Source organism: Xanthomonas sp. 4461, assembly GCF_024806475.1.
GTDB lineage: Bacteria > Pseudomonadota > Gammaproteobacteria > Xanthomonadales > Xanthomonadaceae > Xanthomonas > Xanthomonas arboricola_F.
Map to the genome: position 1 here is coordinate 1,448,769 of NZ_JANTYV010000001.1, position 12,229 is coordinate 1,460,997.

8 protein-coding genes are annotated in these 12,229 nt (G+C 65.4%); 7 read left to right on the forward strand and 1 reads right to left on the reverse strand.

From position 1 onward, the window contains the following. Positions 1-78 precede the first annotated feature (78 nt). The 7 genes from FHY19_RS06185 to FHY19_RS06215 all read left to right on the forward strand — a co-directional run bounded on the left by FHY19_RS06185 (position 79) and on the right by FHY19_RS06215 (position 9,031). Positions 79-894 (forward strand): thiol:disulfide interchange protein DsbA/DsbL, encoded by an 816-nt coding sequence (locus FHY19_RS06185; protein ID WP_259163049.1) that lies wholly within the window; start codon positions 79-81, stop codon positions 892-894. 49 nt (positions 895-943) lie between these two features. After that, positions 944-1,681: an endonuclease/exonuclease/phosphatase family protein gene (locus FHY19_RS06190; protein WP_046963281.1), complete on the forward strand. Its 738-nt coding sequence runs from the start codon at positions 944-946 to the stop codon at positions 1,679-1,681. Between the two features lie 134 nt (positions 1,682-1,815). Beyond that, complete coding sequence (gene betT / locus FHY19_RS06195) at positions 1,816-3,795, forward strand: choline BCCT transporter BetT (protein ID WP_259163053.1); 1,980 nt, start codon at positions 1,816-1,818, stop codon at positions 3,793-3,795. 38 nt (positions 3,796-3,833) lie between these two features. Beyond that, positions 3,834-5,306: a betaine-aldehyde dehydrogenase gene (betB, locus tag FHY19_RS06200; RefSeq protein WP_259163058.1), complete on the forward strand. Its 1,473-nt coding sequence runs from the start codon at positions 3,834-3,836 to the stop codon at positions 5,304-5,306. A 148-nt stretch (positions 5,307-5,454) separates the two neighbouring features. Then, positions 5,455-7,125 (forward strand): choline dehydrogenase, encoded by a 1,671-nt coding sequence (gene betA / locus FHY19_RS06205; protein WP_259163068.1) that lies wholly within the window; start codon positions 5,455-5,457, stop codon positions 7,123-7,125. A gap of 192 nt (positions 7,126-7,317) precedes the next feature. Beyond that, complete coding sequence (locus FHY19_RS06210) at positions 7,318-7,770, forward strand: MarR family winged helix-turn-helix transcriptional regulator (RefSeq protein WP_259156479.1); 453 nt, start codon at positions 7,318-7,320, stop codon at positions 7,768-7,770. Positions 7,771-7,828: 58 nt separating this feature from the next. Beyond that, complete coding sequence (locus tag FHY19_RS06215; protein ID WP_259163073.1) at positions 7,829-9,031, forward strand: FAD-dependent monooxygenase; 1,203 nt, start codon at positions 7,829-7,831, stop codon at positions 9,029-9,031. 201 nt (positions 9,032-9,232) lie between these two features. Here FHY19_RS06215 and FHY19_RS06220 read toward each other — a convergent pair whose 3' ends face one another. Then, positions 9,233-12,109, reverse strand: a complete 2,877-nt coding sequence (locus tag FHY19_RS06220; protein ID WP_259163074.1) for a TonB-dependent receptor — start codon at positions 12,107-12,109, stop codon at positions 9,233-9,235. Positions 12,110-12,229 lie beyond the last annotated feature (120 nt).

The window sequence follows — 12,229 nt, forward strand, 5'->3', positions numbered from 1 at the left end:
CCACCGACGGCCGCCGTGGCATCATGCGCCCCGCGGCCGTCCGGCCCTTTCCTCGCCCCACGCTGGAGATCCAATCCGATGAAGACCCGCTTCGCCCTGACGCTGATGGCGCTGCTGCCGATCCTGGTCGCCTGCAAGGCCCAGGACGGCTCGTCCGACACCGCACCTGCCGCCACCACGCCGGCTGCCGAAGCGGCGCCTGCGCCGGCCGCTACCACTCCGGCCGCCGACCCCGCCGCACCGCCTGCGGTTGGCGAGAGCGCCACCACCCCGCCCGCTGCCGCCCCCAGCGCCGCTCCGCGCGCACCGAACGGCCCCGAGCCGATCGCCGGTACCGACTATGTGGACATCCCGGCAGGCCAGCCGTACCAGCAGGCCGCCGGCAAGATCGAAGTGGCCGAGATCTTTGGCTATGTCTGCCCCGCCTGCAACGCGTTCCAGCCGCTGGTCGGTCCATGGAAGGCCGGCCTGCCGTCGGACGTGCATTTCGTCTACGTGCCGGCGATGTTCGGTGGCCCCTGGGATGACTATGCGCGTGCCTTCTATGCCGCCGAGACCCTGGGCGTGCAGGAAAAGACCCACGAGGCGCTGTACAAGGCCATCCACGTCGACCAGACCCTCAAGGGCGAGCGCGGCAAGGACTCGGTGCAGGACATCGCCGCGTTCTACGCCAAGTACGGCGTTGACTCCAAGACCTTCATCGACACCATGAGCAGCTTCGGTGTGTCGGCCAAGACCAACCGCGCCAAGCAGTTCGCCACCCGTAGCCAGATCACCGGCACGCCGTCGCTGATCGTCAACGGCAAGTACCTGGTCAAGGGCAAGAGCTTCCCGGACATGCTGCGCATCGCCGATCACCTGATCGCGCGCGAACGCGCCACCCTGGCCAAGTGAGCCGGGCGACCGCCGCATCGTGAACGCTTCGGACTCGCGCACCCTGCGGGTGCTGACCGCCAATATCCAGGCCGGCTCCAGCACTCGCCGTTACAGCGATTACGTGACCCGCAGCTGGTCGCATGCGTTGCCGCTAGGCGCAAAGCGCACCAGCCTGGACAGCATCGCCAAGCTGGCCGGCGACCGCGACATCGTCGGCCTGCAGGAAGCCGACCCGGGCAGCCTGCGCTCGGGCTTCACCAACCAGACCCACTATCTGGCCGAACGTGCCGGCTTCCACTACTGGAGCCACCAACCCAACCGCCGCATGGGCGGGGTGGCCTCCAGCGCCAACGGCTTGCTGAGCAAGCTGGAACCGCTGGAAGTCCAGGACCACGCCCTGCCCGGCCGCATCGGCGGACGCGGCATCCTGCTTGCCAAGTTCGGGCAGGGTCGCGATGGGCTGGCGGTAGCGGTGGCGCATCTGTCGCTGGGCGCCAATTCGCGCATGTCCCAGTTGGCCTTCATCGCCGAGCTGCTCTCCGAGCATCCCAACGCGATGCTGATGGGCGACTTCAACTGCGTGGCCGACCGGCCGGAAATGCAGGCCTTGTATCGGCATACGCGATTGCAGCCGCCGAGCTGCGTGGTGCATACCTTCCCGAGCTGGCGCCCGGACCGGGCGATCGACCATATCCTGGTCAGCGACAGCCTAGCGATCGAGCACACCGAAGCGATTCCTGCCGCGTTCTCCGATCACCTGGCAGTGGGCATGGATATCCGCGTTCCGCTGCAGTTGCTGCGCTAGCGCACGCAAAGTGCCCACGGGTTCGCACTGGCGAACTCGACCGACGACACCCCCTAAACACCGCCTGTGCGATAACGCAGGCGGTTTTTCGTTGGGAGCACGTCACGTGATACGCATCGTATGAGTGCGTCGGTATGAGTGCAGTCGAGCCGCAGCCGTTGCCGGTGCGCACCTTGCGGCCGGTGTTCGTGCTGGCCGCGACGGTGGTGTGCACATTCGCCTTGCTGGTTGCGCTGTTTCCGCTGGACGCCGGCCGCGTGTTGCTGGATGCGCAGACCTGGGCCTCGCGCAACGTCGGCTGGTACTACCTGCTGGCAATGACGGTGTATCTGGTGTTCGTGCTCGGCGTGGCGTTGTCCAGCTACGGCAACATCAAGCTCGGCGCCGATCACGACGAACCGGAATTCAGCTATCTCTCCTGGGCCGGCATGCTGTTCGCCGCCGGCATCAGCATCACGCTGTTCTTCTTCTGCGTTTCCGAACCGCTCACCCATTATCTGCAGCCGCCACAAGGCGGCACCGGCAGCGGCGAAGCGTCGGCACGGCAGGCCATGCAGTTGCTGTTTCTGCACTGGGGCCTGCATGGCTGGGGCGTGTTCGCGTTGGCGGCGATGGCGCTGGCGTATTTCGCCTTCCGTCATAACCTGCCGCTGGCATTGCGCTCGGCGCTGTATCCACTGATCGGCAAGCGCATCAACGGGCCGATCGGTTACACCGTGGATGCGCTGGGCATCGTGGCGACGGTGTTCGGCATCGGTGCGGACATGGGCTTTGGCGTGCTGCATCTCAATGCCGGGCTGAGCACCTTGTTCGATGTGCCGCATACGCACTGGGTGCAGGTCGCGTTGATCGTGGCGATGATGGGCGCAGCCATCGTGGTGGCGGTATCGGGCGTGGAAAAAGGCGTGCGCTGGATGTCGGACATCAACATGTTGCTGGCGATCGCGCTGCTGCTGTTCATGCTGTTTGCCGGCCCGACGCAATACCTGCTCAATGCCTTGATGCAGAACCTGGGCGACTACCTGGGCAGCGTGGTCGGCAAGAGTTTCGACGTCTACGCCTATGGCGGACGCGCGGACTGGCTGGGCAACTGGACGGTGTTCTACTGGGCCTGGTGGATCGGCTGGGCGCCGTTCGTCGGCCTGTTCATTGCGCGCATCTCGCGCGGGCGCACCATTCGCGAATTCGTGCTGGGCGTTTTGTTGATCCCACTGGGATTCACCCTGGCGTGGCTGTCGATCTTCGGCAACAGCGCGCTGGATCAGTTGCTGCATCATGGCCAGGGCGCATTGGCGCAACAGGCCATCGATGCGCCACAGACGGTGCTGTACTCGCTGCTGCAAAGCTATCCGTGGAGCCGCACGGTGATCACGGTGACGGTGGCGATCAGCTTCGTGTTCTTTGTCACCTCGGCCGATTCCGGCACCGTGGTGCTGTCCACGCTGTCCTCGCACGGCGGCGAGCCGCACGACGACGGCCCGCGCTGGCTGCGCGTGTTCTGGGGCGTACTCACTGCCGTGGTCACTGCAGGTCTATTGCTGGCCGGTAGCATGGACGCGCTGAAATCGGCGGTGGTGCTGGCATCGCTGCCGTTCTCCGCGGTGTTGCTGCTGATGGCATGGGGCCTGTCGCGCGCGCTGAGCGAGGAATCGCAGCGCAAGCGCGCACAGCTCCATAGCCCCAGTCCGTTGATCGGGCAGTCGCGTCATCATGGCGGCTGGCGCCAGCGGCTGGGCCAGGCGATGCACTTCCCGGCGCGCGACGAGGTCTACCGCTTCATGTACGACCAGGTGCGTCCGGCGATCGAAGCGGTGACCGCGCAGCTGCAGGAAGAAGGCTGGAAGGTCAGCAGCCGGATCGACGACGGCGACATGGAAATCAGCGTCGACCACGGCGAACAGCAAGGCTTCCGCTACCAGGTGGTGATGCGCGGGTACCTCACCCCGTCGTTCGTGGCGCAACGCTTCCGCAACCAACGTTACTACCGCGCCGAAGTCTATCTGTACGAGGGCAGCCAGGACTACGACCTGGTTGGCTACAGCCGCGAACAGATCATCAACGACATCATCGATCAATACGAGCGTCACCTGCAGTTTCTGCACCTCACGCGCTGAGCTGCGTCGCTGCGGCGACCGTCCCAAGGAGGTTTGTCATGCCACGTTTCCCCGACCAGCTGCTGTACATCGGCGGCCGTTATGTTCCCGCCCGCGGCGGCCACACATTCGAAGTCGTCAATCCCGCGACCGGCGAGGTGCTGGCCAACGTGCACAACGCTGGTGCCGACGATCTGGACGCTGCGGTCGATAGCGCCAAGGCCGGCCAACGCGTGTGGGCCGCGCTCACGACGGTGGAGCGCTCGCGTATCCTGCTGCGCGCGGTGGCGCTGCTGCGCGAGCGCAACGATGCGCTGGCCGAGCTGGAGACGCTCAACACCGGCAAGCCGCTGAGCGAAACCCGCAGTGTGGACATCGTCACCGGTGCCGACGTGCTGGAGTACTACGCCGGCGTGTCGCAGGCATTGCAAGGCGTACAGGTGCCCTTGCGCGAGGGGAGCTTTTTCTACACGCGGCACGAGCCGCTGGGCGTTGTCGGCGCCATCGGCGCGTGGAATTACCCGATCCAGATCGCATTGTGGAAGGCCGCACCGGCACTGGCCGCGGGCAACGCGATGATCTTCAAGCCCAGCGAAGTCACTCCGCTCACTGCACTCAAGCTGGCGGAGCTGTTCACCGAAGCCGGCCTGCCCAATGGCGTATTCAACGTACTGCCAGGCGATGGCGCCAGCGTGGGCACCGCGCTGACCGAGCACCCGCAAATCGAAAAGATCAGCTTTACCGGCGGCACCGCCACCGGGCGCAAGGTGATGGCCAGCGCATCGAGTTCGTCGTTGAAAGACGTGACCATGGAGCTGGGCGGCAAATCCCCGCTGATCGTCTGTGCCGATGCCGATCTGGATCTGGCTGCCGACATCGCGATGATGGCCAACTTCTACAGCTCCGGCCAGGTGTGCACCAATGGTACCCGGGTGTTCGTGCCGCGTGCGTTGCGCACCGCCTTCGAAGCGCGGCTGCTGGCACGCGTGCAACGCATCCACATCGGCGACCCGCTCGACGAACGCACCACCTTCGGCCCGATGGTCAGCGCCGCGCACATGCAGCGCGTGCTGGACTACATCGAACAAGGCAAGGCCGAGGGCGCGCGCCTGCTGTGCGGCGGCGAGCGCCTGCGCGACGGCGCCTTGGCGCAAGGTTGCTACGTGGCGCCGACGATCTTCAGCGATTGCAGCGACGTGATGACGATCGTGCGCGAGGAGATCTTCGGGCCGGTGCTGAGCCTGCTCCCCTACGACGACGAAGACGAAGCGGTGACGCGCGCCAATGCCACCACCTACGGGTTGGCGGCCGGTGTGGTCACGCCCGATCTGGCGCGTGCGCACCGGCTGATCCATCGCCTGGAAGCGGGCATCTGCTGGATCAACACCTGGGGCGAGTCACCCGCACCGATGCCGGTAGGCGGTTACAAGCAGTCCGGCGTGGGTCGCGAGAATGGCCTGGCCACCCTGCAGGCGTATACGCGCACCAAGTCGGTCCAGGTCGAGCTGGAACGCTACGCATCGGTGTTTTGAGCGGCCGACGCTGCAACGCACGCCATCGCTGGATGCGTGCGTTGCGCCCAACACACGCGCTGCGCGCACCACCACATTGCCGCGCCCAGAACAGCGACGACGCAGTGCCTTGACTGCCGCTGCACCGCACACGCATCAGGAGACCACCATGCAACGCGAATACGACTACATCATCATCGGCGCCGGTTCGGCAGGCAACGTGCTGGCCGCACGTCTGACCGAAGACCCGGGCGTGACGGTGCTCCTGCTCGAAGCGGGCGGGCCGGACTACCGGCTGGACTTCCGCACCCAGATGCCGGCCGCGCTGGCGTTTCCGCTGCAGGGCCGCCGCTACAACTGGGCCTATGAAACCGAACCGGAGCCGCATATGGACAACCGGCGCATGGAGTGCGGGCGCGGCAAGGGCCTGGGTGGTTCGTCGCTGATCAACGGCATGTGCTACATCCGCGGCAACGCGCTCGATTTCGATCACTGGGCCAAACGCCCGGGGTTGGAGGACTGGAGCTACCGCGATGTGCTGCCGTACTTTCGCAAGGCCGAAACGCGCGACATCGGCGCCAACGATTACCACGGCGGCGAAGGCCCGGTCAGCGTTGCCACGCCGAAGAACGACAACAACGTGCTGTTCCATGCCATGGTCGATGCCGGCGTGCAGGCTGGCTACCCGCGCACCGACGATCTCAACGGCTACCAGCAGGAAGGTTTCGGGCCGATGGACCGCACCGTGACCCCACGCGGACGCCGCGCCAGTACCGCGCGCGGCTATCTCGACATGGCCAGGCCGCGCGATGGCCTGCATATCGTCACCCATGCAACCACGGACCGCATCCTGTTTGCCGGCAAGCGCGCGATCGGCGTGCATTACCTGGTCGGCAACAGCAGCGAAGGCATCGATGCGCACGCGCGCCGCGAAGTGCTGGTATGTGCGGGCGCCATCGCCTCACCGCAGCTGTTGCAGCGCTCCGGTGTCGGCGCGCCCGATCTGCTGCGTGCACTCGATGTCCAACTGGTCCACGACCTGCCCGGCGTCGGCCAGAACCTGCAGGATCATCTGGAGGTCTACATCCAGTACGCGTGCACCAAGCCGGTCTCGTTGTACCCCGCGCTGCAGTGGTGGAACCAGCCTGCGATTGGCGCCGAGTGGCTGTTCGCCGGCACCGGCACCGGTGCCAGCAACCAGTTCGAAGCCGGCGGTTTCATCCGCACGCGCGACGAGTTCGACTGGCCCAACATCCAGTACCACTTCCTGCCGGTGGCGATCAATTACAACGGTAGCAATGCGGTGAAGGAACACGGGTTTCAGGCGCATGTGGGCTCGATGCGCACGCCCAGCCGCGGGCGCGTGCATGCCACCTCGCGCGACCCGCACCAGCATCCGTCCATCCTCTTCAACTACCAGTCCACCGATCAGGACTGGCAGGAATTCCGCGATGCGATCCGCATCACCCGCGAGATCATCGCCCAGCCCGCACTCGATGCGTATCGCGGACGCGAGATCAGCCCGAGCGCAGACTGCAAGACCGACGCCGAGCTGGACGCCTTCGTGCGTGCGCGGGCGGAGACGGCGTATCACCCGTCGTGCTCGTGTGCGATGGGCACCGACGACATGGCCGTGGTGGATGGCCAGGGCCGCGTGCACGGCATGGAAGGCCTGCGCGTCATCGACGCCTCGATCATGCCGCGCATCATCACCGGCAACCTCAATGCCACCACCATCATGATTGCCGAGAAGATCGCCGACCGTATGCGGGGACGGACACCGTTGCCGCGCAGCACTGCCGATTACTACATCGCCAGCGATGCACCCGTGCGCCGGTAACGATCGGCAACGAGTGAGGCCCGTGGATGCGCGACGCACTAACCCGTCGCGCATCCGTCGCAGCCCATCGCAAGGCGCTGCGCCTTCGTCGAAAGATGCGCCTTGCCGTTACGTGCCAGCCGCACTGTCCCGCCGCACGACAGCCCCTGCCGCGCGGCACCGTCGCCCGCACGCGTGGGATATGCTTTGCGCATGAACTCGGACATCCACCCGGAAGCCGCCATCGCGCCCGGCTATCTGGCCAACCATGCCGCGCGCGTCTTCAATCGCAGTGTCGACGCCCGCCTGCGCGAACACGGGCTGACCCTTGCGCTGATTGCACCGTTGCTGCTGCTGTCGTGGAAAGGCCCGATGCTGCAGCGGGATCTGGTGCGCCACTCCGCAGTGAAACAGCCTGCCATGGCCGCGCTGCTGGACAAGCTCGAAGCGATGGCGCTGATTGCGCGCGAGGCGACGTCCAACGACAAACGCGCCGCCACCGTGCGGTTGACTGATGCCGGCAAAGACGCAGCCGCCGCCGGGCGCACTGCGCTGCTCCACTTCAATGCAGTCGGCGTCTCGGGATTTTCCAGCGAAGAAGCCGGGCTGCTGACGGTCCTGCTTGGCCGGCTGATCGCCAACCTGGAATCCGCCGCAGGCGAATAGCATCACGCATGATATTTAAGTATCATGCGTGATATACATTCACTGCAGGAGCGGCATCATGTCCCCCCGGATTCTCATCAGTGGCGCAAGCGTCGCCGGGACCACTGCAGCATGGTGGCTTGACGCCTACGGAGTCGAAGCCGAGGTCGTCGAACGCGCGCCGGCGTTTCGTGACGGCGGCCAGAACGTCGACGTGCGCGGCAGCGCCCGCGAAGTGCTGCGCCGCATGGGACTGGAAGCACGCGCATTCGAACGCAGCACCAAGGAGCTCGGCACCGATTGGGTGAGCGAAGACAATCGCGTCATTGCGCGCTTCAAGGCAGACGAGTCCGACACCGACAGCGGGCCTACCGCCGACCTGGAAATCCGTCGCGGCGACCTTGCGCGCATCCTGTACGACGCCACCCGCGAGCGCGTGCCCTATCGCTTCGGCGACAGCATTCGCGAGGTTGTCCAGGACAAGGAGGGCGTGGACGTCACCTTCCACAGCGGCCGATCCGCACGCTACGACGCTGTCGTGGTCGCCGAAGGCGTTGGCGCGCAGACGCGTGAGCTGGTGTTTCCCGGCGAGAACGTGCCGTACTGGATGGACATGACCATCGCGTACTTCAGCATCCCCCAACTCCCGCACGACAGTGCGTATGCCAGGCAATACAACACGGTGGGCGGACGCGGCGCGACGTTGAAACCCGCGCTGGACGGCAAGCTGGGCGCCTATCTCGGCCTGCAGAAGCGGCCCGAGGGCGAGAACGCGTGGAGCCCGGAGCGGCAACGGCGCTACATGCAAGCGCAATTTGCCAACGACGGCTGGGAATTTCCGCGCATTCTCGACGTAATGAAGGATGTCGACGATTTCTACTTCGACGTGCTACGGCAGGTGCGCATGCCGCGATGGTCCGCCGGCCGGGTGGTGTTGACCGGCGACGCCGCATGGTGCCCCACATCTCTGTCGGGTATCGGCACGACGCTGGCGATGGTCGGCAGCTATGTACTGGCGGGCGAACTTGCGCAGGCCAGCGCGCCGACGCAGGCGTTTACGCACTACGAACGGATCATGCGCCCGTTCGTCAAAGAGGGGCAGAACGTCCCCAAGATCGTCCCGCGCCTGCTCTGGCCGCACTCCGCTGTCGGGCTGAGGCTGCTGCGCGGCGCGATGCGCCTGGCAGGCACCCCGTTTGTCCGACGCGTCATCAACAACAGCTTCGCGCGCGATTCCAACAGCATCGCCTTGCCAGACTATCGGCCGGTGCAGCCGCGCTGAAACGGTCGTTGTCGCCGATCGACGACAACGACGGCACGACAATGCGCCCGCGCTAAAGCGCACCGCTGCGATACGCAGACAACCGGCGGAGCATCCCTTGCCACGACCCTGCCTGATGCGACAACGACACCTCCGCAGCGCCGCAGTTACCCGATCGGCCTGCGTGGTTCTTGCTGAAGAACCACGCAGCGCCCGGCGCCTCTAGAACTTCAGATCCGCACGCACATACCAGAAACGCCCGCCGGGGACGTCGTAAGTGGAGGCGTCGTAGCCATTGAGTGAGCACGACAGGCAGATCGGGGGATCCTTGTCGAAGACGTTGTTCAAGCCGGCGTTGAGTTGCAGTCCCTTGAGCCAGTCGAAGCGGTATCCCACCTGCGCATCGTGATAGGTGATCGCATCCAGCCGATTTGTGCCGACCGACGGATCCGAGCACACCGCAAACTCCACCGCATCGCCGCACTGCTCGGTGAGCTTGGAGATGTGGCGCGCCGTCCACGATGCGGTCCAGTTGCCCAGCGACCAATCAAGGACGGCATTGCTGGTCCACTCGGGAATCGCACTGTCGACCACTTCGATCCCCGGCCCCTGTGGCTGCCGCTGCCCGGCTGCGCCCAGTGCTTCGTAACGGCCCACGAAGGTGTTCTGCCATGACAGCTTGAAGCGGCCGAATGCGCTTTCCGGCAGCGTCCAGAACAGGTCCACGTCCCAACCATCGGTCTTGATCGAGCCCAGGTTGGTCAGCCGGTTGTTGAAGGCGTTGATGCCGCCGGTGGACGCGCGCCCGATGCCGTCGCAATACAGCGCATCCAGTGTATCGACGCACAGATCCAGCTGCGTCTGCGCGTTGATGGCCTGGATCGCGCCATCGACGTGATGGCGATAGAACGTCACCTCCATGTCCAGCCGGTCGGACCAGCTGGCGTTGCTGGCAAAGCCCGGGCTGAACACAAAGCCGGCGCTAAAGCTGCGCGAGCGCTCCGGATCCAGTTGCTCGTTGCCGCCGGTGGTGACCGAAATCTGCTGGTTGGCCTGCTGGTAACCGCCCGGCACGCCCAGTGCCGCGCAGTTGGCCGCACTGCCGCGCGGCGCGGTACCGCCCAGGCCGATCGAGCACGGATCCGATAGCTGCAGGTCGGCGCGCGCAGCCGAACCGAACAGTTCGCCGATGGTCGGCGCACGGAAACCTTCGGCGTAGCTGGTCCGCAACACCAGCTCATCGGTGACCTGCCAGCGCAGGCCGTACTTGGGCGTGAATTCACCGCCGAAGGTGGAGTAATCCGAGTAGCGGCCGGCGATGTTCAGATCGAGCTTGTCGCCCAACGACGAGTTGGCGAAGATCGGGATGTTCAGCTCGAGATACGCCTCGTTGACGTCGTAGCTACCGGAGGTCGGCAACGACGGCACGCCGTTGTAGCGGCCGGCCACGGTGAGCGGATCGGGCTGATACGAGCCTTCGTACTTGCGGTATTCGTAGCCGCCGGCAAACGATACCGCGCCGCCCGGCAGCTGGAACAATTCGCTGCTGAGGTTGGCGGTGAACAGGCTCAACTCGTTCTGGCTGCGATCGCGCACCACCGGCTGGATCCAGCGCAACATCTCCGGGGTGATGCTGCCGGCGCCGCTGAAGATATCCAGCGGCACGCAGCCGGCCACCGCCGCGCACGCGGCCGGGTCGCCCAAGGCCAGATTGATGTTGAACAGGTTGTAGCTGCCGTAGTTGGTCTGCTCGGCCTTGTTTTTGCTGTACATGCCGTTGACATCCCAATACCAGGTGCGCGCGGCCGCTTCGAACGTCCCTACCAGCCCGGTGCCGACGTACTGCGTATCCACCTGCTGTTCGTAGCGACGCGGCCCGCCTTCCACCGGACGCCGGCCGATCTGGATCAGGTTGGTGGCCGAGTTCAGATCGAACCCAAACGGATTGAACGGATTCAAGCCGGAAATCACGATGTTGTCGGCGAGCGGATTGCCGGTACCGGCATCGGGGCCGAGAAAGATCGGCTCCGGCGCGGCCTGGTTGGTCGACTCGCGGCGATTGCCCAATGCCTTGACGTACCACTGCACGTCGTCGTTGAAGTAATAGCGGAACTGCGCAAACACGCCCTTGCGCTCGGACGGTGTCAGCAACAGGTTCTGCTCGGCGAAGTTGTAACGGTCTGCGGTGCCGAAGCAGTGATAGTCGTCGCCGCGTGTGCACCCAGCGCTGCCGTCGTATTGCGGCGTGCCCACGCCTGCATTGGGCGTGAGGTTCTGGCGCGCGCCGGTGTTCGGGTCGACGAACTGAAAGCGCCCATCCGGCGTGGCCGAGCTGCCGAAGGTCAGCCCGGTGCCCGGGATCGGAAAGCGCGCCTGCGCACGGTCGCGCGCATAGATCGGGTCCTGTTTGACGTAGCTGGCGCCCAGAAACAGGCTGAAATCCTCGCCGCTGGTGCCCCAGGCCAGGTCCACGCCCTGGTTGGCGCCATCGCCCTTGCCGTATTGGCCATAGTTGAGCGTGACCTGCGCGCCGTCGAAGCTGCGCCGGGTGATGATGTTGACCACGCCGGCAATCGCATCGGAGCCGTATAACGACGAAGCGCCGTCTTCGAGCACTTCGATGCGTTCGACGATCGCCAGCGGGATGGTGTTGAGGTCGGTCGACGAGCCCACGCCCGAGGCGGACGACTCGTTGACCCAGCGGATGCCATCGACCAGCACCAGCACGCGCTTGGAGCCCAGGTGGCGCAGATCCACCTGCGCCGAACCCGCCCCCACGCCGCTGCCGTCGGGCGGAAAGCCGAAATTGCCGGACGAATTGAACTTGGCATTGAGCGCCGAACCGGACGCGGTGAGCTCCTGCAGCACTTCGCCGATCGAGGTCAGGCCGGTACGTTCGATATCTGCGCGGTTGAGCGTCTGGATCGGCACCTGACCTTGCAGCTCCGCGGTCTTGATGCGGGTGCCGGTGACTTGCACGCTATCGAGCGTACGCGTGCCGGGGGCGTCGGGCTGTTGCGCCCAGGCCAGTGTGGGGATCAGACACAACGACAGCTGCACGGCCAGGCATGACCGAGACGGGGCAATCAGACGCTTCATCCTTTCTCTCTCCAGAAGGATCTTTGAGTGTCCGCACGCCCCCGTGCCCTGCGGTCCATCCCGAGTTGTAAACGAAACCTTAACGCGTCGCAATCTGGCGATGCAGCACTGCGATGTGCG

Excerpts from the sequence above, each read along its gene's own strand:
- FHY19_RS06185 (WP_259163049.1), top strand. The coding sequence starts at position 79 with ATGAAGACCCGCTTCGCCCTGACGCTGATGGCGCTGCTGCCGATCCTG.
- betA (WP_259163068.1), top strand. The coding sequence starts at position 5,455 with ATGCAACGCGAATACGACTACATCATCATCGGCGCCGGTTCGGCAGGC.
- FHY19_RS06210 (WP_259156479.1), top strand. The coding sequence starts at position 7,318 with ATGAACTCGGACATCCACCCGGAAGCCGCCATCGCGCCCGGCTATCTG.
- FHY19_RS06220 (WP_259163074.1), bottom strand. The coding sequence starts at position 12,109 with ATGAAGCGTCTGATTGCCCCGTCTCGGTCATGCCTGGCCGTGCAGCTG.
- betT (WP_259163053.1), top strand. The coding sequence starts at position 1,816 with ATGAGTGCAGTCGAGCCGCAGCCGTTGCCGGTGCGCACCTTGCGGCCG.
- FHY19_RS06215 (WP_259163073.1), top strand. The coding sequence starts at position 7,829 with ATGTCCCCCCGGATTCTCATCAGTGGCGCAAGCGTCGCCGGGACCACT.
- betB (WP_259163058.1), top strand. The coding sequence starts at position 3,834 with ATGCCACGTTTCCCCGACCAGCTGCTGTACATCGGCGGCCGTTATGTT.